This window comes from Luethyella okanaganae (genome assembly GCF_042660285.1).
In the GTDB taxonomy this organism is placed as follows: domain Bacteria; phylum Actinomycetota; class Actinomycetes; order Actinomycetales; family Microbacteriaceae; genus Luethyella; species Luethyella okanaganae.
Map to the genome: position 1 here is coordinate 667,531 of NZ_JBHSTP010000001.1, position 21,205 is coordinate 688,735.

General features: G+C 64.4%; 21 protein-coding genes and 1 tRNA gene. 10 read left to right on the forward strand and 12 right to left on the reverse strand.

Annotation, left to right across the window (positions count from 1 at the left end):
• Positions 1 to 22: 22 nt before the first annotated feature.
• Together ACFQB0_RS02990 and ACFQB0_RS02995 are read right to left on the reverse strand one after the other, a co-directional pair.
• Positions 23 to 2,944, reverse strand: coding sequence for a DEAD/DEAH box helicase family protein (locus tag ACFQB0_RS02990; protein WP_386727406.1), 2,922 nt, complete (start codon positions 2,942 to 2,944; stop codon positions 23 to 25).
• Positions 2,941 to 4,854, reverse strand: a complete 1,914-nt coding sequence (locus ACFQB0_RS02995; RefSeq protein ID WP_386727408.1) for a site-specific DNA-methyltransferase — start codon at positions 4,852 to 4,854, stop codon at positions 2,941 to 2,943. The genes ACFQB0_RS02990 and ACFQB0_RS02995 overlap by 4 nt, the downstream gene beginning before the upstream one ends.
• Positions 4,855 to 4,975: 121 nt before the next feature.
• Here ACFQB0_RS02995 and ACFQB0_RS03000 point away from each other — a divergent pair, with 121 nt between their 5' ends.
• Positions 4,976 to 5,275: a helix-turn-helix domain-containing protein gene (locus tag ACFQB0_RS03000; protein ID WP_386727411.1), complete on the forward strand. Its 300-nt coding sequence runs from the start codon at positions 4,976 to 4,978 to the stop codon at positions 5,273 to 5,275.
• A gap of 27 nt (positions 5,276 to 5,302) precedes the next feature.
• On the opposite strand, the gene ACFQB0_RS03005 is transcribed toward ACFQB0_RS03000, so the two are convergent.
• From ACFQB0_RS03005 to ACFQB0_RS03020, 4 genes are read right to left on the reverse strand one after another with little or no spacing between them, the layout of a single operon-like run.
• A complete protein-coding gene (locus ACFQB0_RS03005) occupies positions 5,303 to 5,668 on the reverse strand; it encodes a hypothetical protein (protein ID WP_386727412.1) in 366 nt (121 codons plus the stop codon).
• A 50-nt stretch (positions 5,669 to 5,718) separates the two neighbouring features.
• Positions 5,719 to 6,483, reverse strand: coding sequence for an ABC transporter ATP-binding protein (locus ACFQB0_RS03010; protein ID WP_386727415.1), 765 nt, complete (start codon positions 6,481 to 6,483; stop codon positions 5,719 to 5,721).
• The gene (locus ACFQB0_RS03015; protein ID WP_386727418.1) at positions 6,483 to 7,301 is read right to left on the reverse strand and encodes an ABC transporter permease; all 819 of its coding nucleotides are present in this window, start codon (positions 7,299 to 7,301) and stop codon (positions 6,483 to 6,485) included. Before ACFQB0_RS03015 ends, ACFQB0_RS03010 begins: the two co-directional genes overlap by 1 nt.
• 28 nt (positions 7,302 to 7,329) lie before the next feature.
• Positions 7,330 to 8,022, reverse strand: a complete 693-nt coding sequence (locus ACFQB0_RS03020; protein ID WP_386727420.1) for a phosphocholine cytidylyltransferase family protein — start codon at positions 8,020 to 8,022, stop codon at positions 7,330 to 7,332.
• Positions 8,023 to 8,969: 947 nt separating this feature from the next.
• Here ACFQB0_RS03020 and ACFQB0_RS03025 point away from each other — a divergent pair.
• Genes ACFQB0_RS03025 through ACFQB0_RS03035 form a run of 3 tightly spaced genes read left to right on the forward strand, consistent with a single transcriptional unit; the run spans position 8,970 to position 11,595 of the window.
• Positions 8,970 to 9,722: an ABC transporter ATP-binding protein gene (locus tag ACFQB0_RS03025; protein ID WP_386729617.1), complete on the forward strand. Its 753-nt coding sequence runs from the start codon at positions 8,970 to 8,972 to the stop codon at positions 9,720 to 9,722.
• Positions 9,698 to 11,272, forward strand: coding sequence for a hypothetical protein (locus ACFQB0_RS03030; RefSeq protein ID WP_386727423.1), 1,575 nt, complete (start codon positions 9,698 to 9,700; stop codon positions 11,270 to 11,272). Before ACFQB0_RS03025 ends, ACFQB0_RS03030 begins: the two co-directional genes overlap by 25 nt.
• A gap of 35 nt (positions 11,273 to 11,307) precedes the next feature.
• Positions 11,308 to 11,595 carry a DUF3039 domain-containing protein gene (locus tag ACFQB0_RS03035; RefSeq protein ID WP_386727426.1) on the forward strand — a complete coding sequence of 96 codons (288 nt, stop codon included), beginning with the start codon at positions 11,308 to 11,310 and terminating at the stop codon, positions 11,593 to 11,595.
• Between the two features lie 19 nt (positions 11,596 to 11,614).
• Here ACFQB0_RS03035 and ACFQB0_RS03040 read toward each other — a convergent pair whose 3' ends face one another.
• Entirely contained in the window at positions 11,615 to 12,937 is a 1,323-nt protein-coding gene (locus ACFQB0_RS03040) for a nicotinate phosphoribosyltransferase (RefSeq protein WP_386727428.1), read from the reverse strand.
• 46 nt (positions 12,938 to 12,983) lie between these two features.
• Here ACFQB0_RS03040 and murI point away from each other — a divergent pair, with 46 nt between their 5' ends.
• The 4 genes from murI to ACFQB0_RS03060 all read left to right on the forward strand — a co-directional run bounded on the left by murI (position 12,984) and on the right by ACFQB0_RS03060 (position 16,255).
• On the forward strand, positions 12,984 to 13,847 hold the full coding sequence (gene murI, locus ACFQB0_RS03045; protein WP_386727430.1) for a glutamate racemase: 864 nt from the start codon (positions 12,984 to 12,986) through the stop codon (positions 13,845 to 13,847).
• A complete protein-coding gene (rph, locus tag ACFQB0_RS03050) occupies positions 13,844 to 14,593 on the forward strand; it encodes a ribonuclease PH (RefSeq protein WP_386727432.1) in 750 nt (249 codons plus the stop codon). Before murI ends, rph begins: the two co-directional genes overlap by 4 nt.
• Complete coding sequence (rdgB, locus tag ACFQB0_RS03055) at positions 14,593 to 15,198, forward strand: RdgB/HAM1 family non-canonical purine NTP pyrophosphatase (protein ID WP_386727435.1); 606 nt, start codon at positions 14,593 to 14,595, stop codon at positions 15,196 to 15,198. The genes rph and rdgB overlap by 1 nt, the downstream gene beginning before the upstream one ends.
• Before the next feature lie 142 nt (positions 15,199 to 15,340).
• Positions 15,341 to 16,255, forward strand: coding sequence for a cation diffusion facilitator family transporter (locus ACFQB0_RS03060; RefSeq protein ID WP_386727437.1), 915 nt, complete (start codon positions 15,341 to 15,343; stop codon positions 16,253 to 16,255).
• Between the two features lie 74 nt (positions 16,256 to 16,329).
• Here the strand turns inward: ACFQB0_RS03060 and ACFQB0_RS03065 are convergent, their stop codons facing one another.
• From ACFQB0_RS03065 to ACFQB0_RS03080, 4 genes are all read right to left on the reverse strand, one after another.
• On the reverse strand, positions 16,330 to 17,076 hold the full coding sequence (locus ACFQB0_RS03065) for a DedA family protein (RefSeq protein WP_386727440.1): 747 nt from the start codon (positions 17,074 to 17,076) through the stop codon (positions 16,330 to 16,332).
• A 51-nt stretch (positions 17,077 to 17,127) separates the two neighbouring features.
• Complete coding sequence (locus tag ACFQB0_RS03070; protein WP_386727442.1) at positions 17,128 to 17,772, reverse strand: DedA family protein; 645 nt, start codon at positions 17,770 to 17,772, stop codon at positions 17,128 to 17,130.
• A 2-nt stretch (positions 17,773 to 17,774) separates the two neighbouring features.
• On the reverse strand, positions 17,775 to 18,413 hold the full coding sequence (locus tag ACFQB0_RS03075) for a biliverdin-producing heme oxygenase (protein ID WP_386727445.1): 639 nt from the start codon (positions 18,411 to 18,413) through the stop codon (positions 17,775 to 17,777).
• Positions 18,414 to 18,939: 526 nt separating this feature from the next.
• A complete protein-coding gene (locus ACFQB0_RS03080) occupies positions 18,940 to 19,650 on the reverse strand; it encodes an MBL fold metallo-hydrolase (protein ID WP_386727447.1) in 711 nt (236 codons plus the stop codon).
• Between the two features lie 60 nt (positions 19,651 to 19,710).
• On the opposite strand from ACFQB0_RS03080, the gene ACFQB0_RS03085 reads away from it, so the two are divergent.
• Positions 19,711 to 20,355, forward strand: coding sequence for a TetR/AcrR family transcriptional regulator (locus tag ACFQB0_RS03085; protein ID WP_386727450.1), 645 nt, complete (start codon positions 19,711 to 19,713; stop codon positions 20,353 to 20,355).
• 139 nt (positions 20,356 to 20,494) lie between these two features.
• Here ACFQB0_RS03085 and ACFQB0_RS03090 read toward each other — a convergent pair.
• Positions 20,495 to 20,576: transfer RNA gene (locus ACFQB0_RS03090), tRNA-Leu, on the reverse strand.
• Between the two features lie 59 nt (positions 20,577 to 20,635).
• Here ACFQB0_RS03090 and ACFQB0_RS03095 point away from each other — a divergent pair.
• Positions 20,636 to 20,836 carry a hypothetical protein gene (locus ACFQB0_RS03095; RefSeq protein WP_386727453.1) on the forward strand — a complete coding sequence of 67 codons (201 nt, stop codon included), beginning with the start codon at positions 20,636 to 20,638 and terminating at the stop codon, positions 20,834 to 20,836.
• Positions 20,837 to 21,205: the final 369 nt, after the last annotated feature.

Here is a 21,205-nt window from a genome sequence, read left to right on the forward strand (position 1 = left end):
CAGCTCGTCTGGATGACACGAGCTAGATCAGCGTCGTCGGCGCGCTTGGGAGAGCCGCCGTGAGCCGCGCGTTGTACAGCAGCTCGGAGACGCGTGCGCCCTTGTCATGCCACGATCGCACCGCCGTCTCGCCCAGGAGGACATAGTTCCACTCGCGGTCGCCTCGCTGCTCGGGCGCGAGGTCGTTGAGTTGGTCGACCCAGGCGAGCGCGGATCGTTTCTTTCGCGCAACGTTCTCGTCGCTCAGGGCGCTCTGAGCCTTGGTCTCGACCACGAAGATCTCGTGCCGAGTGCGCACCAGAAAGTCAGGTGAGTACTGTGCGGGCATTCCATCGGCCTTCAGATACGGTCGGCGCAGAAAATCGTGCTGGTACTCGTGGAGTTTGACGAATGCCTCGATGTGGGTGTCGGAGTCCGCCCATTCGATGAAGAGACGTTCGAGCCCGCCGCCGCGTGAGGGAATCGGTAGGCGTGGGTAGACGCACTTGAGCGCGTCGACGCCCGCCGTCGATCTCACAGTGATCTCGGACACTTCGGAGACTCGTCGGTACATGACCTCGGCTACCACAATCGGTGTATTCGCCTGCATCTCGACGAGAAGGCTCCCCACCGCTCCGGCCATGTCTTGAGCGACATCGTCGATCAAGAGGACCCGCCAGTTCTCTCCGAGCGCTGGATCGAACTCGCACCCGAACAAGCGTCGCCGAATGTAGGTGTCCAGCCAGCCGAGGATCATCGGCTTATAGGCGAGGAGCATCGGAAAATGGCTGATCGTGTTGTACTGCTTGCTCGTCGCGACGAAGGCGCGAGCGTGCGCCTCCGCGATGCGAGTCGTGATGCGAGACAGGAAGTCGTTGTATCCGGTCGCAGTCATCACACCGCCGTCGACACGGTAGTCGCCGAACTGGGTCTTCGTCTGAGCGTCGATCGAGGAGAACCGGTCGCCGTTGCCGATGATCTGCAGCAGATCGTGTAGAGGATACTTGCTGACGGGAAGGGCGAGTGGATCGATGAGCGGTGCCGTGAGCTCTTCATCGGCCTCGCGAAGGACGAACGGGATCTCGAAGTCATAGGCTTCGAAGCCTTCGCGCAGCCCAACGGTCTCGAGGTCGCCCGTCGCTCGGGTGCCGTCGCCGTCATCCCCGACTCGGCCAACCAACTCGCCACCGAGAAGCTCGTCGTAGAACGCTTCGAACGCCGGATGCTCGATGACGAACAAGACGTCGAAGTAGTTTCTCGGTTCCTGCCGCCGTGTGATCCTGGACCGTGTTTCCGCTTTCAGCTCCTCGATCGCCTCGTCGCCACGCCACATCAGGCGAAGGCCCCGACCGATGGTCTGTTCGAGAAGGATCGACGCCTGGCTCGATCGGAGTGGCACGATAACGCAGATGTTGTCGACATCGAATCCTTCTCGGAGCATCAGTACGCAGATGACGACTTTCGGCTGTCGATGGCGATCGATGTCGAAGAGAAGCTCACGAACCGGTTCCCATTCCTGTTGGCCGAGTTCAGCCTTCTTCCCGGAGTCCACTCGCAGGAAGTCCTCGTCGGAGTATCCCTGTTCTCTGAGGAAGCCCTCGACATATGGCGTGACGTTCGTGTCCTCGCAGACGACGAGGAGCTTGGGATGCTTGTCGGGGCCGGCCTTCGAGAACTGCTCTTCGAGGATCTCGAGCTTCTTGAGTCCTGCGCGCAGCATGACGCGTTGGCCGTTCGATAACCCGACGACGCGCAACTGCTCATCGCGCTCGGAGGCGAAGTCAAGCGGCAGAGCCGCGACCTCCTTGCGCTTGTCGAGGGCCAGCGCCTTGACGAGACCGTGTTTCATGGCCGATCGCATATCGAAGTCGACGACGATGTGAGGAAAATACCGCTTGCCCCGTTTTCTGCCCGACCCCGTCTCGTTGTACGGGGTCGCCGAGAAGTCGATCTGTGTGAAACGCCGCCCTTTCGTCGAGGCGATCTCGATAAGGCTCCTCTGCCACTCCACCTCGCTCGTCTGCTCTCCCTTCTTGATAGCGTGCACATGGTGCGCCTCGTCGTTGAAAACGAGTAGATCGGGGAGGTCTTTCAATGACTCGAGTGGTCTGCCACGGAGATAGCGACGATCGAGTGCATCGAGCGCATTGCCCGTCGTGATTCCGGGACTGAGGGGCAGTGCTCGACGCGCCAGCTCCTTGGCACCGATCTTTGTGCCGGAACGTTCGTCGTCGTCAATGAAATCCGGGTCCTCCTTGCCTGCCAGAAGATGCCAGTTCGTGATCGCGACCATGCCCGAGCCGGTGACTTTGCGACCGATGTCGTGCTTGGTGATCACCGAGGACTGCAGAAAGCCGAAGACCTGGCTGCGATATGTCTCGGGGACGAAAAGCGTGCGCTGGGCATAGATGTCACTGGTCTCGAAGTCGCGGGTCTCGTCGCGAAGCTTGCCGAGAAACGAGTCGAGCAAGCGGTCATAGACGATGAGGCCCGGTGCGACGATGAGGAAGTTGCTCGTGAATCGCTCGTCGTTCGGATCTGCGGAACGATTGAGATACTGCCACAGGAGGAGGGCGTTCAGCACCCAGGTCTTGCCGGTTCCTGTCGCCATCTTGGCGGCGTACTTCGGATACCGGTTCCGTCCGAGCGTGACTTCGTTCAGGACATCGCCGTCGAGCATCGCGTGAGGTGCGACTGCGGCATACAGTTCCTGCAACGAGGCGGTTGCGAGGACTTCGTGCGCGTAGACGATCGAGAGGATCGCATCACGTTGGCCGACATGGAAGTTGGGGCCGCGAGTATCCACGTAGTCCGTCTGGAACCAGTGCTTCAGGAGTGAGGCCGTGATCGGTGTCACCTGTTGCAGGAACCGGTTCGGCGCGCCGGCTTCGATGGCCGGGATGTCGTCGGCGAATTTCTTGTAGAGGTTCTCGGCAAGCGGGAAGACCTCGAATCCGAGAGTCATCGTTCGGCCGCTGGGATGGAGAGCACGACCTCGGATTCGAACCCGAAGACGTCGACGGCGCGGACGCAGATCCGGCGCTCCCGGTCGAGTCGTTCGACGGTGAGAGAGGCGTCGGTCACCACGCGCAGGGGGTCGGCGTCGTTCGCCGTGTTGCCGCGATAGTCCTGCCATACCGAGCGGAACAGCTCACCGTCGTAGTCGGGGTCCACCGCCCAATACTCGATCAGAGCGAGTGGCTCGGCGTTCATGATTTCCAGCAGGGTCTCGCGATTCGCCTCGTTGAGATTGATCGCCTGCGGATCGAGCAGGACGTAGTTGTCGAGACGGATCTGCAGATCCTCGGTGGCCTCAGCGATGACACGAGTCTCCAGGTGTGCGCTGAGGTACTGCAGGGTCGAGAAGCGGATGTTCCCGGTCAAGCCCTCTTTGCCTTTCTTCTTCAGCTGGTCGAGCAGATCCGGAGGGATCACCCGGACATCCAGGGCGGGATCGTCGAGGAGCTCGATGGTCTTGCCGATATCGGCGACGAAGTTCCAGCCGAGGACGACGACCTTGTCGAAGCCGCCGAGTTTGCCGTCTCTGTATCCTTGCGCGCGTCGCAACGATGACAATGTGGTCAGTCGCGAAGGACTCTCGACGACGATGAGCTGTCGGCCGTCGGCTGACCGGCCCAGTGAGCCGTTGACGTTTTCCGCGGGAGGCAGCGGGAGTGCGCCGTAGATGTCGAGCACCGTCTGCGAGAGGTCGCCGACCCGGAACTTGCGCCCGAGTGCACTACGGGCCTGTTCGACCTGGTAGTCGCCGATCGCCTGATAGAGGAAAGGCTTCGCGTCGGCGTCGACGAGTCGTTTCCTTGTGATCATCGTGGCCGGCTTGCCGAAGTCCGAGGTCACCCATCGCCGTGCCAGTTCTTCGGCGGTCGCAGCTGTCGTCCCCGATCCCCCGAAGAAGTCGGCGACGATGTCTCCAGGTTCGCTCGAGGCGAGGATGATCCGCCGCAGGAGCGACGCCGGCTTCTGAGTGCTGTATCCCAGGTACTCGGCAGCCGTGGCGTTCTGCTGGAATGACGGGATGTCTCCCCAGACGTCGCCGACGGGGACCCCTTTCAGCTCATCGAGGTACTGTTTGACTCCGCTGCCTCGGTCATCCCGGTAGAGACGACCGTCGCCGTCATCCTTCTTGAATCTCTGCAGATACCTCTCGTCGTAGGGGGTGTACTGCTTGGTGAACCTCCGCCCGCGTGTGCTCTTCGCGTAGTAGAAGATCGTGTCGTGGCTGCGCACCCAGTTCGAAACGGCGCTCTTGTACCCCGACTTCGTGTCGAAGGCCCATACGATCTCGCGCACGAAGTTCTCGCGTCCGAACACCTCGTCGAGAACGATCTTGACGTAGGGACCGACGTGCCAGTCCAAGTGCACATAGAACGAGCCTCGCTCGGCGAGGAGTTCGCGCATGAGGACGAGCCGCGGCACGAGCATCTGGAGATAGGAGGCGGTGCCGTTTCGCCAGGTGTCCGAGTATGCGAACTGCTCGAGTGTTGTGCTCAGCTGGCTCAGCTCCGCCCGCGGAAGCGAGATCTTGCTGCGATAGTCGGCCTTCGAGTCGTAGGGGGGATCGATGTAGATGAGTGCGATCTTGTCGCGGAGACTCGGGGTGTTCTCGTCCCCCGCGAGCAACGCGGCCATGGCGAGGAGGTTGTCACCGTAGATAAGGCGATTCGGGTGCTCGGGGACGACGTCCGGAGTGTGGCCGGAGGAGTAGAGGCCGGCTGTGTCGCGCGAGGGAATGACGAGTTCGCGGGTCTGCAGGCCGACTCGATTGTTGCCTTCGAGCTGCTCGAGGATCTGTTGGGCCTGTCGTTTGCCGGCCTTGACGATCTCGGGAAGCTGCTCAAGTAGCGATTTGCCCATATCTCGGTATGTCCTCGGGTGGTCAGGCGCTGACAGCGCTCATCCTCATTATGCTAGAGGTATATAAGCATGAGTCACAGGCGCTCTGGATACTCTCGCGAGGGGCGCGTAGTCATGAGGGATGGTTTCCGCGCACTCCGATGCAGCTCGATTGCTCGGCGCACGCGTACGGGAATCCCGCCTGCGTCTGGGTTTGAGCCAGGAGGACGTGGCCGATCTCGCGGAGATCCACGTGACCAATCTGGGCAAGATCGAACGAGGGCAGGCGAATCCGAGCCTGACGACGATCGTGCGGGTCGCGGGTGTGCTCGACGTCGACCCGGGTGACCTTGTGAGAGGTATCGGTCTCGACCACCTTCCTCCGCGGTCCCACAGGCTCACTGCCGCCGACCTCATCAGGGAACGCAAGGCCAGGAGCTGAGCAGGCCGGAGGCGGGGAGCGGGGGTGCTAGAAGCTCACCCGCCAGAGGTACTCTGCGCCATCGGGCCGAAACCAGCGAACGAGCACGACGGTCGCCCGCGAAGGGTCGTCAGAGTGCAGAATGAACGAGAAGCGCTGGCCGGGGCTCAGCGCGGTCGGAAGTCCCCAGATGAGCGCACCTGTTCCGAGGAGGGCGAGATGGATGCCGACAAGCCGTTCGTGCCCGACGTTGAGCAGCTCATAGCGGGGCGCGGCCCCGCGATCGATGCGCCATGGCACGCGGTAGGCCGACTCCGAAGGGGAGTCGTGGGGGTCGACGGCTCGCAACATGCAGACACGGTAACCGCGGCGTCCGACGTTGAGCGCACCCGATTCAGGCTTTCCGACAGACACTGTTGGCGACTGAAGGAAGAACGCGGTTGTGGAGGAGGAGTGCCTGCAACTCAGGCAGGCCCGTACTCCTCGTCGTAGCGGGCGAGAACGTCGGCGATCGTGCCGTCGAGCACGAGCCTGCCCTTGTCGAGATAGAGGCCCCGCGTGCAGAAACGGCGCAGATCGCGCTCGTTGTGCGAGACGAAGAAGAGAGTGCGACCGTCGGCGAGCAATTCCTCAATGCGGCGATAGCACTTCTCGCGGAAAGCCTTATCTCCAACAGCGAGCACCTCGTCGACGAGGATGATCGGCTCTTCCAAGCGAGAGATCACAGCGAAGGCGATACGCACTTTCATGCCGCTCGACAGATGCTTGTAAGGGGTGTCGAGGAAGCCGCCGATCTCGGCGAAGTCGATGATGTCGTCGAACCGCGCGTCGATCATCGGTCTCGTCATCCCGTGCAGACCGGCTGTGAGGTAGACATTGTCGCGCACCGAGAGGTCCTCGACGAAGCCGCCGGTGATCTCGATGAGGGGAGCGACACCCAGGCTCACCTCGACGCTGCCCTCGTCGGGCAGAATGACCCCGGCGACGAGTTTCAGGAGAGTCGACTTGCCTTGTCCGTTGCGCCCGACGACGCCAATGGCCTCGCCCGCGCGCACCTCGACCGACAGGTGACGCAGCGCCCAGAACTCGTCAGGGCGGCTGCGTCGATTCCTGCTCGCAAAGAGGTCCTTGAAAGTGCGTCGTCCTCGTCGATTGCGGCGGAATCGGATGCCGACGTCGTCGACGTGGATGACGGTCTCCTGCGTGGCGGTCCTCGTCGCGTTCGCCATCAGATCTCTTTCAACACGGCGCGTTCGACGCGTTGGAACACGAAGAGCCCGAGCACGAGGACGCCCGCGGACATGACCGTGGCGACGATCACGCTGAACCAGTCGAGTTGACCGGGGAAGAAGGCGGCGCGGTAGAGGCCGAAGATGCCCGTGAGCGGGTTGAACGCCGCCCAGAAATGCAGGTTCGCCGGTAGATCGGTTGCTCCATAGATGATAGGCGAGGCGTAGAAGAGGAAACGCAGCGCGAGCTTGATCGCGCGCTCGAGGTCGCGGAAGAAGACGACGAGAGGGGCGACGACCAGCCCGATGCCGACCGTGAGCATCGCCTGGATGAGGATGGCGAGCGGAAAATAGACGGCGCCGATGGTGATGACCGCTCCCGACACGATCGCAAACAACGCGAGCACGGGAATCGACGCCAGGAACTCGATTCCCTTGGAGAGTATGAGCCTGTTGACCCAGATCGTGCGCGGAATCTTGGTGGAACGGATCAATTTGGCCTCACGGAGGAAGGCCCGGGTGCAATCGGAGACCGCTCCGTTGAACCACATCCAGGGCAGCAGAGCAGAGAGCAGGAACACGATATACGGCTCACTGCCGACAGGGCGCTGGAAGACCTGCGTGAAGACGAACCAGTAGATCGCAGACATGAGGAGCGGGTCGAGGATCGACCACACGTATCCGAGCGCAGAGGTGGAGTAGCGGACGCGGAGGTCGCGACGGGTGAGCAGCCACAGGGAATGGCGGTAGCGTGCGAACGGCGACCAGTGCTGCCGCTCCTCGGCATCGGAACTCACGGGGTCTATCGTAGGGGGCATGGGGTTCGGCCCCGCGAGCTGCGCGATGCTAGACGTAGAGGTTGGCCTGGGCCAGGTCCTCGGCGAAGTCGACCTCGACCGCGTAGAGGTCGGAGATGTCGACCGGCTCGACGAGCATGCGGTCTTTCTCGATGGCCAACTCGATCCCGCGCTCGAAGTAGTCTTGGTTTCCGACTTTGATCAGGTGACGCTGCAGCGTGGCTTTGTCGGCGCTTGAAATGTAGTTGATGCCGACGGCTTCGCCGAGACCGTTCTTGACGGTCTTGGAGAGCTCTTTGATGTAACCCTCGGCACTCGTCGTGTACTTGACCTCTTCGCCCGAGACCTCCGAGGTGTTGACGGTCACGAACGACTGGTCGCGTGCGACCATCACCGCGGCGCGCTCGAGCACGATCGGGTCGAACACGACATCGCCGTTCATCCAGAGCACGCCGCCGGGCTGCGACGCCTGAAGTGCGCGCACGAGGCTCTTCGAGGTGTTGGTCTGGTCGTACTGCTCGTTGTAGACGAAAGACGTGTGGGGGAAGGCCTCGATGATGTGCTCAAGCTTGTAGCCGACGACGATGGACACCCTGGCGCTGTGTCCGAATGCGTGCTCGATGTTGTCGAACTGCTGACGCATGATCGTGCGGCCGTCGCCCAACTCGGTGAGCGGCTTGGGGAGGGATCGACCGAGACGACTCCCCATGCCTGCGGCAAGAATGACGACCTGGGTGGTCACGATAGGCTCCTCATAGATAAAGGGCTCATCGCTGTTGAAACCACCGTTCTCGGAAGTTTGCCTACGATTTACCCCAAATTTCACGTAAGGACACGCCGTTGTGCCAAAATCAGCATAGCGTGCCACCCGGTCGGGGGAGTAATCGTTGCGCCTGCGCGTTCGTCACAGCCTGCTGGGCATATTCTCAGCTACGGATTGCATCATACACACGGGGAATCGGGCGGGGTGCCCGGGGGAATTGGTAGGTTGGCGGGGTGACTTCAGTGCCGCATCCTCCTTCGACGCAAGAGACGAGCGCGATGTCGGGGCCTTCAGACGTCGTCGAGGAGAGTGCCCCGAAGGGGGCCGCCGAGTCTGTGGTGACGGACGGTATGGCTGATTCCGAGGGAACGGCGGAGCAGGCGAAGCGCGAGCCGGCATCTGCCAAGCCGAAGACGACCCGTACGAGGACGAACAGTGCTCGCTCGACGGCTTCCGCACGAACGGCAACGGCCAAGAGCACCTCCGTCCGCTCGAACTCGACGAAGTCCACCGCGACACGCACGAAGGCTGCCAAGGCGACGCCTGCGACGAGCGACGCCGCTGCCGCAGACGTTGCGACGCCGGATACCGCGGCGAAAGGTGCCCCCGCCAAGGAGCCTGCAGCCGCTCGTGCGCCACGCACGGCGCGAGCCGCCACAGCCCGAACCACGGTGCGATCGACCGCCGAGCGCAGCAGCACGGCCAAGGCCGCCGCAGCGCGGAGGACAGCCCAGCGCGCGAACGCGAAGCAGACGGCGGCCGAGCTCGTGACCGAGCGCGCGGCGGCGGAGTCATCCGCGGAGACCGCTACCGAGGAGACGAGTGCCGAGACCCGGGACACCGCCGAGTTCCCGGTGAAGCGCGCGGCGCGACCGGCTCCTCAGAAGAAGCCTGCGGCGGTCGCCCCGCCCGTGACCGCGAAGGTCGTGCTCGAAATCTCCGGACTGGTCAAACAGTTCGGCGACAACGTCGCCGTGGCCGGAATCGACCTGCAGGTGCGCGCCGGTTCGTTCTATGGCATCGTCGGGCCGAACGGCGCAGGAAAGACGACGACGCTGTCCATGGTGACCGGTCTGCTTCGGCCCGACACCGGACGCGTCTTCGTGCACGGCATCGATGTGTGGGCGAAACCCGTCGAAGCCAAGCGCGCCATCGGCGTGCTGCCCGACCGTCTCAGGCTCTTCGACCGTCTGACCGGAGCCCAACTCCTCTACTACGCCGGTGCGCTACGCGGTCTCGACAGCGAGACCGTCCGTGCCCGCTCAAACGACCTCGCCTCGGCCTTCGGGCTGGAGGACGCGCTCAACCGGCTCGTCGCCGACTACTCTGCTGGCATGACCAAGAAGATCGCGCTCGCGTGCGCGATGATCCACTCGCCTCGACTGCTCGTGCTCGACGAGCCGTTCGAAGCCGTCGACCCCGTCTCGGCTGCGAATCTCACCGAGATCCTGCAGAGGTACGTGACCGCTGGAGGAACCGTCGTGCTCTCGAGCCACGGGATGGACCTCATCGAACGGGTGTGCGACAGCGTCGCGATCATCGTGCAGGGCCGTGTGCTCGCGGCGGGAACGCTCGACGAGGTGCGCGAGGGCAAGCCGCTCGAGGACCGCTTCGTCGAGCTCGCGGGCGGGCGCAAGGCTGCGGAGGGGATGGAATGGTTGCACAGCTTCTCGGACTGAAACTCCGGCTGCTCGGCAATCTCTTCCGTCGTAGCCCCTGGCAAGTCGTCGGCATCGTCGTCGGACTGGTCTACGGACTCGGGCTCGCGGTCACCCTGGCCGGCATGCTCATCGGACTGCGGTTCGTCGACGCCGTCGACGTCATCCGCGACGCGACGGTCATCGCCGGTTCGCTCGTCATGCTCGGATTCCTCGTCTTCCCTCTGGTCTTCGGCGTTGACGACACCATGGATCCACGAAAGTTCGCTCTGTTCGGCGTCGAAAACCGTGAGCTCTCGCTGGGGCTCGCCGTGTCGGCTTTCCTCGGAATCCCGGCACTCGTCCTCGTGATCGTGCTCGTCGGGTTCGTCGTGACTTGGACCCGCGGCCTCGGCGAGACGGCGCTCGCAGTCGTCGCGGCCGTGCTCGCGCTCGCGACCTGCATGCTCGCGACCAGGGTGACGACCTCGATCGCCTCGTTCCTGCTCTCCACGCGACGTTCGCGCGAGTTCACCGGCGCGATCGGCCTCCTGCTGATCGTGATGATCTCGCCCCTCATCATCCTGTTGAGCAACGTCGACTGGGGCAGGCAGGGCCGCACGGTGCTCGAGGCTATTGCCGGCATCCTGAGCTGGACTCCGCTTGGAGCGGTCTGGGCCGTCCCTGCCGACGCGGCGAACGGATCGTGGGGTGCAGCCATGCTGAAGCTGCTCATCGCCGCAGCGACTCTCGGCGTGCTCTGGCTGGCCTGGCAGCGGCTCGTCGTGCGCATGCTCGTCACGCCAGGCCGCGAGGCGCAGGCCAGGTCGTATCACGGCATCGGGTGGTTCGACCGAATGCCGCACAATGCGACGGGCGCCGTCGCCGCACGCAGCATCACCTACTGGACCAGGGACTCGCGCTACTGGGTGTCCCTCATCATGATCCCGGTGCTGCCCGTCATCCTTGTCCTGACCTTGAACATCGGCGGCATTCCCGTCTCGGCCCTCGCGCTCCTCCCGGTTCCGGTCATGAGCCTGTTCCTCGGCTGGACGACCCACAACGACGTTGCCTATGACAGCACGGCGATCTGGCTTCATGTCGTATCGGGCACCAGGGGATTCTCCGACCGGGTCGGCCGGCTCGTTCCCGCGCTCGCCCTCGGCGTCGTCGTCATCGCGATCGGCACCGGCCTGAGCACGCTCTTCTACCGTGACTGGAGCGTCATGCCGTCGCTTCTCGGTGTGAGCACCTGCCTGTTCCTGGCAGGCCTCGGCTTCGGGAGCTACACCTCCGCGCGTTTCCCCTACCCGGTGCCGAAACCGGGTGACAGCCCGTTCGCCCAGCCGCAGGCCTCGGGCACAGCCGCCTCGTTCGTGCAATCCCTCACGCTCCTCGGCTCCCTCGTGCTCGCCCTGCCGGCCATCGGTCTTGCACTGCTGGGCTTCTTCGTCGATTCCGCCTGGCATGTCGTGTCCCTCCTCGTCGGCTGTGGTACAGGGCTGCTCGTCCTCTTCGGGGGCATCTGGTTCGGGTCGCGCACCTTCGAGCGTCGCGGACCGGAGATGCTGGCCTCGGCACTCCGCGCATGAGGCCTCCATGGCCGGCATCGGGATACGCTGGAAGCATGACTGAACAGTTCCGCGCGAGCATCGCCGACCCAGGGCACCCAGGCGGCGGCACCTCGACGCTCGATCGCGAGCTCGAGGAACTGCTGAACCAAGAGTCCGTCGAGCCCGGTGACCACGAGCGTTTCTCGCACTACGTGAAGAAGGAGAAGATCCTCGAGTCGGCTATGACGGGCAAGCCGGTCAAGGCCCTGTGCGGCAAGAAGTGGACACCGGGTCGTGACCCTGAGAAGTTCCCTGTATGCCCGATGTGCAAAGAGATCTACGAGCGGCTCAAGGCCGAATAGTCGCCTGGCCGGGGGCGTTCTAGCGATACACGGTCGGGATCACGGGCTCCCCATGGCCGAGACGGAACGCCTCGACGGGCAGTTCCTGCATGACGGATGCTCGATGCTGGCGTGCCCGAACCGTTCCTTCCCTCCCGAGGTAACGCTCGTCCGCCACGCCGTCTCGAATGAGCGGAATCATGAGTCGGCGCTCACGGCTCGAGTCCGGGCTGCCCTCCGGTTCCCCTTCCGGCCCGTCGCCGACGTAGATGATCTCCTCGCGTGCGGTGCGCGTGGAGTCCAGACGACGCACCGCGGTCTTACGTCCGCCGACGCTCATCTTCTGGGCGCTGGTCTTGGCGACCGGTATCCACTCCTCGCCGTCACCCTTGTGAGCGACGAGCTTGTATACCATGCCGGCTGCGGGAGCCCCGGACCCGGTGACCACGGAGGTGCCGACGCCGTAGGCGTCGACGGGGGCGCCAGAGAGCGCCCCGATCGTGTATTCGTCGAGATCGCTCGTGACGGTGATCTTCGTGCCGACGGCGCCCAGCGAGTCGAGTTGCTCGCGCACCGCCTCGACCACGGTCGGCAGATCGCCGGAGTCGATGCGCACGGCACCCAGGCCCGGTCCGGCGACCTTCACAGCGAGTTCGACGCCGTTGCGGATGTCGTAAGTGTCGATGAGTAGCGTCGTGTCGAGGCCGAAGGCGGCCACCTGTGCACGGAAGGCATCCTCCTCGGTATCGTGCAGGAGGGTGAACGAGTGTGCGGCCGTTCCCATCGTCGGGATTCCCCAGGTGCGACCGGCCTCGAGATTGCTCGTCGCGCTGAAGCCGGCGATATAGGCCGCACGAGCCGCGGCGATCGCGGACTTCTCATTGGCGCGCCTGGATCCCATCTCGGCGATCGGTCGCCCGAGACTCACCGAGACCATGCGAGCGGCGGCACTCGCGACCGAGGTGTCGTAGTTGAGCACGCTCAGAATGAGGGTCTCGAGCACGACCCCCTCGGCGAAACTCGACTCGACCGTCATGAGCGGAGAGCCAGGGAAGTACGCCTCGCCTTCTTGGTAGCCCCAGATCGAGCCGCTGAACCGGTAATCGGCGAGCCAGTCGAGGGTCGGCTGGCGCACGACGCCGTTGTCGCGCAGCCAGTCGAGTTCGGGATCCTCGAAGCGGAAGGCGCCTATGAGTTCGATCAGCCGTCCGGTGCCAGCAACGATACCGTAGCGCCGGCCGTTCGGAAGACGGCGGGCGAAGGCCTCGAACATGCACTCGCGGTGGGCTGTGCCACTCTGGATGGCGGCATCCACCATCGTGAGTTCGTAACGGTCGGTGAGGAGAGCCGGAGAGCTGATCACGCAGGCCAGCCTAGTCGCACGGTTGAGGCTAGTAGGCTTGCCAGTCGTGACTGATGCACCCATTGGAATCTTCGATTCCGGAGTCGGCGGCCTGACGGTCGCGCGGGCGATCAAAGATCAGCTGCCGGGGGAGTCGATCCTCTACATCGGTGACCTCGCGCATTCGCCGTACGGCCCCAAGAAGATCGCGGACGTTCGCGGCTATGCTCTCGACGTGCTCGACGACCTTGTCGAGCAGGGCGTCAAGATGCTCGTCATCGCCTGCAACACGGCGTCGGCCGCGATGCTGCGGGATGCCCGGGAACGCTACAGCGTGCCGGTGATCGAGGTCATCCAGCCTGCGGTGCGTCGTGCCGTCGCCGCGACGCGCAACCACCGGGTCGGCGTGATCGGCACGGTCGGCACGATCAACTCCCGTGCCTACGACGACGCCTTCGCGGCTGCGCCGAGGTTGAAGCTCTTCTCCGAGGCCTGCCCGCGCTTCGTCGAGTTCGTCGAGGCGGGCGTCACGACGGGCGACGAGGTGCTGGCGGTCGCCGAGGACTATCTCGCCCCGCTGAAGTCGGCCGGCATCGACACCCTCGTGCTCGGATGCACGCACTACCCGTTCCTCAAGGGCGCCATCTCCTATGTGATGGGTGAGGATGTGTCGCTCGTCTCGAGCGACACAGAGACCGCCAACGACGTCTACCGGGTGCTCGTGAGCCGAGGGCTCGAGCGTGCGGCGAACACGCCCCCGAGCTACCGCTACGAGGCGACCGGCGATAGCGCATCCGACTTTCTCGACCTCGCCCACCGCCTGATCGGTCCCGAGATCTCGGGTGTCGAGCTTGTCGAGACCGGCGTGGTCCACCTCGCCGAGCTGCCCCGAACATCCCGGACATCCCCGAACGAAGGAGAACCACCGTGAATACCGTCATTCGCGCCGACGGCCGCGCCCTCAACGAGCTTCGCCCGATCACGATAGAACGCGGGTGGAGCGAGCAGGCCGAGGGCTCGGCCCTCATCTCTTTCGGCCGCACCAAGGTGCTGTGCACGGCCTCCTTCACCAATGGTGTTCCCCGTTGGATGGCAGGCAAGGGCAAGGGGTGGGTCACGGCCGAGTACTCGATGCTTCCGCGCAGCACGAACGAGCGTATGGACCGCGAGTCGGTGCGGGGCAGGATCGGTGGGCGCACCCACGAGATCAGCCGCCTCATCGGTCGCAGCCTGCGGGCCGTTGTCGACATGAAGGCACTCGGTGAGAACACCATCCTCATCGACTGCGATGTCCTGCAGGCGGATGGCGGAACCCGCACGGCCGCGATCACCGGGGCCTACGTCGCACTCGCCGATGCGCTCGAGTGGGGTCGCGGCAAGAAGTTCATCGGGCAGAAGGCCCGACCGCTCATCGATAGCGTCGCGGCGGTCTCGGTCGGGATCATCGACGGTGAGCCGATGCTCGACCTCGCCTACGTCGAGGACGTGCGCGCCGAGACCGACATGAACGTCGTCGTCACGGGCCGCGGCCTCTTCGTCGAGGTGCAGGGGACCGCCGAGGGCGCGCCGTTCGACCGAGGTGAGCTCGACTCGCTCCTCGACCTCGCCGTCGGCGGCGCCGCCACCTTGAGCGGGTTGCAGGCGGCCACCCTCGGCGCGGAGGCGACGATTTCCTGATGGCACTCGAACTCGTGCTCGCCACACACAACAGGCATAAGGTCGACGAGTTCCAGCGCATCCTCGGCGCAGTCGTACCTGAACTGCTCGTGCACGGCTACGACGGACCGGAGCCGGTCGAAGACGGTGTGAGCTTCGCCGAGAACGCCCTCATCAAGGCGCGCGCGGCGTCTGAGCACACGGGCCGCATCGCCCTGGCCGACGACTCGGGCCTGTGCGTCGACGTCATGGGGGGCGCGCCGGGAATCTTCTCGGCGCGATGGGCAGGAGCGCACGGCGATGGAGCCGCGAACCTCGCGCTGCTGCTCGACCAGCTCGGTGACATCCGCGATCCTCACCGCACCGCCCGGTTCGTCTGCGTGATAGCGCTCGCGGTTCCGGATGCGGGAGCCGGGAGCGCGGAGCACGTCGTCGTCGGCGAGTGGAGCGGCCACCTAGCCACAGAGCCTTGCGGGAGCAACGGTTTCGGCTACGATCCGATCTTCGTGCCCGACGGCTTCGCGGTGACGGCTGCTGAGCTCGCGCCGCACATCAAGAACGACAACAGCCACCGTGCGCGGGCGATCGCCAACCTCGTTCCGCTGCTGCGGGATCTGGTCGGCTGACCCCCGCAGTCCGTCTCTTCCGATCGACGCCAGCCGGCGGATCCCGGCTGGCCTCTCCGGTCGGTGAGAATGATAACGGCATTCATTCCTCATTGGGCATAGAGGCTGGTGCGATGCTCGCGACGCGCCTAGCGTTGAGGTAATGGGACACGATCACAACCACGCGACCGCGACGACGAACCGCTCGCGACTGGTCGTCGCGATCTGCATCATCGGCACCTTCCTCGTGGTGGAGGTCACCGGGGCGCTGTTGAGTGGCTCACTGTCGCTGCTGGCCGATTCCGGTCACATGTTCTCCGACCTCACCGGACTGGTCATCGCCCTCGTGGCAACCGTCGTCGCGGCGAGACCCGCGACGGACCGGCAGACCTACGGCTATCAGCGGGCCGAGGTGTTCGCCGCCCTCGTCAACGGGATGATCCTCATCGGGGTGGCCGTCAGTGTGTCGATCGAGGGTCTGCGGAGGCTGTTCGAGAGCTCTGACATCGAGGTGCAGAGCATTCCGATGCTGATCGTGGCCGTTGCCGGACTCGGGGCGAACCTCGCAGCCCTGCTGGTGCTGAGGGGCGGGGCCAAACAGTCGATCAATCTGCGCGGGGCCTACCTCGAGGTGCTCGGCGACCTGCTCGGCTCCGTGGCCGTGATCATCGCGGCGTTCGTCATCATCGTGACCGGGTTCCAGAAGGCCGACGCCATCGCCTCGCTCGCGATCGCGGTGATGATCGTGCCGCGTGCGCTCTCGTTGCTGAGGGATGTGTTCCGTGTGCTCAGCCAGTCCGTCCCGGTCGACACCGATGTGGCCGAGATCCGCCGCCATATCCTCGAGACCGACGGTGTCGTCGACGTGCACGATGTGCATGTGTGGGCGATCACCTCGGGGGCGCATGTCTTCAGCGCGCATGTCGTCGTAGAACCAGGCGCGCTCGTCGGTGACGGACCGGACTGCCTGCTCGACAAGCTCTCGGAGTGCCTGGCCGAACACTTCGATGTGGAGCACTCGACCTTCCAGCTCGAGCCGGCCGAGCACGCGGCGCATGAGGAGCAATCACACGCGTAGCGGCCGGACCGCACGGCGGGGCTGCGTGCGGCCGCTGCTTATTCGTGTTCTGGTGCTTATTTGTGTTCTGCTGCTTATTTGTGTTCTGGGCGGTGTTCGAAGACCTCGGGCTCGAGCGTAAGCTTCTCGGCGGCTCTGACGGTCTCGATGGTCGTGGCGTCCGCTGCCGCTGCCGACCTCTTCGCCTTGCGGGACGACTGGAAATAGTGCCACACCGTGGGGATGAGCGTCAGCAATACGGCGCCGATGAGGATCACGTCGATGTAGCTCTCGACGAAGTTCGCGACGGGCGGGATGTAGCCGATGAGGTAGCCGAAATAGCTCAGTCCCACGCCCCAGATCAGTGCGCCGACGAGGTTGTAGAGGCTGTACTTGCGGTAGTTCATATGGCCGACGCCCGCGGCGACGGGGGCGAAGGTGCGCACGATGGGGACAAATCGGGCGAGAATCACGGCGATGGCGCCGAAACGCTCGAAGAACGCGTTCGTGCGTTCGACGTTCTCGATACTGAAGAGGCCGGACTCCTTGCGTTCGAAGACGCGTGGGCCGAATTTGTGTCCGATCAGGTAGCCGACCTCACCGCCGAGGAACGCGGCGAGGCCGATGGCGAGGCATACCCACCAGATGTCGACGCCGAACACGAACACCGAATGGGTGAGCAGGCCGGAGATGATCAAGAGTGTGTCGCCGGGGAGCAGGAACCCGACGAGCAGTCCGGTTTCGGCGAAGACGATGGCACAGACGACGAGCAGAGCCCATGGGCCAGCGCCGTTGATGATCGTGTTCGGGTCGAGCCAGGGGATCAAAGCGGTATGCGTCACGAGGGGCAGTCTAGCGAGGGCATGTGTGAGAACCTCGGGTGGCGCCCAAGATCATCCCTCGGAGGTATCCGCGGTGACCCGGTCGGCACGCCAAGCGCGGATGCCTGCGACGATCGCCGCGAAGATGAAGACGCCCGCGATCACATAGGCGGCCACCCGGACTTCCGGGATGGAGGCGGCGAAGTAGCCGACGACCGTGATGCCGACGCCCCAGGCGAGCGCCCCGACGACGTTCGCGGTGAGAAAGCGGTAGTAGCCCATGTTTCCGACCCCTGCGATGAGCGGAACGAAGACGCGTGCCCACGGCATGAAACGGGCGATAACGACCGACCACCAGCCGAAGGTGCGATAGAACGCCTCAGTGCGGTCGATCGCCTTGCGGGTGCGTGGCCCGCCGCGTCTGTCGAGATAGGGGCGCCCGTAGCGGCGACCGAGCAGGAAGCCGATCTGGTCGCCGAGGAAGGCGGCGATGCCCGTGCCGATCGCAAGAACCCAGATGTCGACCCCGGATGCCGCCGCTGCGATGAGTCCTGAGGCGAAGAGCAGGGAATCTCCTGTGACGAACGGCACGAAGGCACCAACGAAGAGCGCGGTGCCTGCGAAGACGAGTCCCCACACGACGAGATAGAAGACCAGCACTCCGACATCCGAGAGCAGGTCACTGAGTTGCTGGTCGAGAGCGGCGGCGCGGAGCACTGCTATGCAGCCAGCTCGTCGAAGATGGCACTGTTGAAGTGGTAGGCGGCATTGACCTCCTCGACGAGCGCGTCGACCTCATCGAATGAGAGTGCGAGCTTGTTGAGTGCGGCGCGGTACGCGCGTTTGTAGTGCACGATGTCGTCGATGTCGTCGAACCGGAAGAAGCTCAACTGCTCCGGTGTGGCCGCGTAGTGGTGGGAGACGAGCCGCGCGATGACCTGTCCGCCTGAGAGGTCGCCGAGGTAGCGGGTGTAGTGGTGCGCGAGGTAGCGTGCGAGGTCGTTCGGGGGGAGAGCGCGCAGATGCGCGGCATAGGTCGATGTCGCTCTCAACGGCGGGTGCTCCGTTTGTCTGTCGACGACGCCGAGGGCGGCCAGGTCGGATTCGATGGCCGTGAGGCGAGCCAGGTTCGGGTCGAAGACCGGACCATCGGAGAGTGCTGCGCGAGCCTCGAGGGCCTGGTAGACATAGCAGTACTGTGCCAGATAGCGCGTGTAGTCGTCGAGAGTGAGTTCCCCCTTCAAGAGGGCGACGATGAACGGGCGCTCCTCGGCGTCTCGGTGCGCATCGAGCGTGCTCTCGCGCACGTGCTGAGCGACATCGAAGGCGGCCGGGTTGGATGCGGTTAGCTTAGGCACACCTAAGCGTATCGAGACTTCCTGGGAAGCGCCGAGAAAACGGAGCATGCATGCTCTCGGAACGGATCGGAACCCGAGAGTCTCAATCGCAGCACCGAATGGTGTTAGGTGCTCATCATGTGAGCACTCCGATTGGACGGGTGCTCCGGCTAGAACAGCGCTCACGTCGTCACACTGAACAGCGCATGACTACCTATTTTCGTCTCCCTTAGACACTCATAGTCCAATCAACCGTACCTAATTCGAACAATCTGCCCGTAGCGTTGACTCTGCGCGGTTCGGAAACGTCGTGGAGGGGGAGTTTTCGCCCGCCCGGCATATTCTCCGGATGCAGGCGATCTTCGGGTGGTCGCTTGTTGCGCATCTGGGGCGCTGCTGCTGGGTCAGCGGCGCCCCAGACCACTCACCGCCCGGCGTGGAGTCCATACTCATCAGCCGACCGCCGCCCAGACCTCTCGCGGGTATGCACGAGGTTCACGCGCCTCTGCGAGATGCCCTCGCTCTGGGCCGGGCGTTCGCAGTGGGGCTACTCGGCGGCGCGGTAGGCCGCGATGAGCGCCGGGATGCTGCCGTGCCACGCGGGGCCGTGCCCGGGGATGACCCATTCGGCCTCGGTGCCGACGAGGCGATCGAGCGACGCGGATGCCGCGGCCTGGTCGTCTGTGAACGGCGCCGGCTGCGGCCCGGTCCGTCCGGTCAGCACGTGTCGGGTAGTCAGGGCGTCGCCGACGAACACTGCCCCGACCGCGGGGACGTGGACGGCGATGCTGCCGGGCGAGTGCCCCGGCATCCCGATGATCTCGGGGGAACCCGGCAGATCGAGCCCGTCGCCGTCGGTCATGGTCACGACCTCGCCGAGGTAACGCGTGCGCAGCCCCCCGCGAGTCGCAGCGAACGCTATGAAGCCGAGGGTTGACAGCACGCGCATGCCACCCCACTCCGGCTTCGTGCTCTCGTTCCCCTTGGCGCGCTCGGCGTCTGCGGAATGCACGAACACGGGCAAGCCGTAGTCGGTGCGCAGCCGCTCGGCGAACCCGATGTGGTCGGAGTCGCCGTGGGTCAAGACGATCCCGCGGATGTCTTCGGGACTCTTGCCATGCTTCGCGAGCTCACCCAGCAGGGGCCGATAGAGGCCGGCGAGGCCGGCATCGATGAGTGTGACGACGTCGGGCGTGAGGATCGCGTGAATCGCGATTTTATCGTTGCCGACTCGAATCAATCCCGGAGCGAGTTCCATAAGGCTACTATAATTAGCCATGAAGGCTATCGTCAATAGTCTTCGTTGAGAGGATGCGAGATGCCCGCAGTCCAGCGCACCAGCCTTGCCGAGATCGTCGCGGCGGCCCGCACCCTGCTCGACGATCGCGGGCCTGAAGCGGTGACGATGGCTGCGGTCGCGGCATCCGTCGGTGTGCGAGGTCCGTCGCTGTACAAGCACGTCGACGGGCGTGGAGGGCTGCTCCGGCTCGTGGCGGGTTCCGCAGTCGACGAGCTGGGCCGCGACCTCGCAGAGGCGGTCGATGCCGAGACCGACCCGCCGTGGGCGCTCGCCGCGGCAGTGCGGGCGTTTCGCGCGTTCGCGCATCGGTCGCCGCACGCGTATGGGCTGATCTTCGGACCTGGCCCGCACGCGGAGCGCCCGTCTGAGGCGATCCTGGAGCACGCCGCCGAGCCGGTCTTCCGAGCCGTCGCCGCACTCGTGCCCTCGTCCGAGGTGCTGCCGGCGGCGCGGACGGTCACCGCGTGGGCGAGCGGCTTCGTCTCGATGGAACTCACCGGTGCATTTCGCCTGGGCGGAGAGGTCGCCGAGGCGTTCGAATGGGGGCTCCGGTCGATGGTCGAGGCGGTCGTGAGCGCCGGGAGCCGTGAAGCTGCTACGGGCGAGCCTGGAACGCGCGCGGACAGTGCGATAGCCGGCCGATCAGGTCGCCGAGCACCATGACGACCACCAAGGAGCCCGCGTCCTCACCGAGGGAGCCCTCGAGCTGGCACGCGACCAGCAGGCCAGCTCTCATGAAGAGAGCGATCTTATAACCCAAGACCCGCTTCTTCGGGCCCGGGTTACAACATCGTTCATTGGGTGCGGAAGGAGGGACTTGAACCCTCACGCCCGAAGGCACAGGAACCTAAATCCTGCGTGTCTGCCAATTTCACCACTCCCGCGAGTGCTGTTCCAGTGTACGGTCGCCGCGCGGCATCGATCGTCCCGCTGCGATCGGTGATTGGGCCGGCGGCACTCTGCCGCGTGCAACGCCCAGACCTACCCGCACTACAAGATCGAGTTCGGCGCCCCCACCTCCGACAACGGCAAGCACACCGGCAGAATGGGAAGCGCGGGCGAGAATGGCAGATGCGAGGGCAAGAGCAATTTCCGAACATCCCAGAACGGCGGCCGTACGCTCATCGAGTTCGGTTACAAGTAGGCCCTGAGGGGGTCTTGTGGGTGCAGCCGCCCTTGGAGCGGTTGGAAGTGCAGCGTTACGGTGATTTCTGGTTTGAGCGTCTGAATGCCGCCATCTCCTCCTATGACACGCCGAGTGTGCCGCTTGATCAGCTCGTTCATCTATCGCGTCTGGGGGTCGTTGAGCTTGCATTCGGATACAGGCTTCACTATGTCGACGTCACGCTTGTAGTGCGGATCTCAATGGATCGATTCGCGGCGGGGGTTCCGCAGACCGATACGCAGTTGAGGTTCGCTTACGCGCTAGAGGACCAATTGGACGAGGTGGAAGCGACTCTTTTGCAGGTAGATCTCGATCCTGATTTCTCGGACGTCGAAGCGCTTTGGTTGT

Bases quoted from the DNA above. Each gene is read 5' to 3' on its own strand.
- ACFQB0_RS02990 (WP_386727406.1), bottom strand. From the start codon at position 2,944: ATGACTCTCGGATTCGAGGTCTTCCCGCTTGCCGAGAACCTCTACAAG.
- ACFQB0_RS02995 (WP_386727408.1), bottom strand. From the start codon at position 4,854: ATGGGCAAATCGCTACTTGAGCAGCTTCCCGAGATCGTCAAGGCCGGC.
- ACFQB0_RS03000 (WP_386727411.1), top strand. From the start codon at position 4,976: ATGGTTTCCGCGCACTCCGATGCAGCTCGATTGCTCGGCGCACGCGTA.
- ACFQB0_RS03010 (WP_386727415.1), bottom strand. From the start codon at position 6,483: ATGGCGAACGCGACGAGGACCGCCACGCAGGAGACCGTCATCCACGTC.
- ACFQB0_RS03015 (WP_386727418.1), bottom strand. From the start codon at position 7,301: ATGCCCCCTACGATAGACCCCGTGAGTTCCGATGCCGAGGAGCGGCAG.
- ACFQB0_RS03030 (WP_386727423.1), top strand. From the start codon at position 9,698: ATGGTTGCACAGCTTCTCGGACTGAAACTCCGGCTGCTCGGCAATCTC.
- ACFQB0_RS03035 (WP_386727426.1), top strand. From the start codon at position 11,308: ATGACTGAACAGTTCCGCGCGAGCATCGCCGACCCAGGGCACCCAGGC.
- rdgB (WP_386727435.1), top strand. From the start codon at position 14,593: ATGGCACTCGAACTCGTGCTCGCCACACACAACAGGCATAAGGTCGAC.
- ACFQB0_RS03060 (WP_386727437.1), top strand. From the start codon at position 15,341: ATGGGACACGATCACAACCACGCGACCGCGACGACGAACCGCTCGCGA.
- ACFQB0_RS03080 (WP_386727447.1), bottom strand. From the start codon at position 19,650: ATGGAACTCGCTCCGGGATTGATTCGAGTCGGCAACGATAAAATCGCG.
- ACFQB0_RS03085 (WP_386727450.1), top strand. From the start codon at position 19,711: ATGCCCGCAGTCCAGCGCACCAGCCTTGCCGAGATCGTCGCGGCGGCC.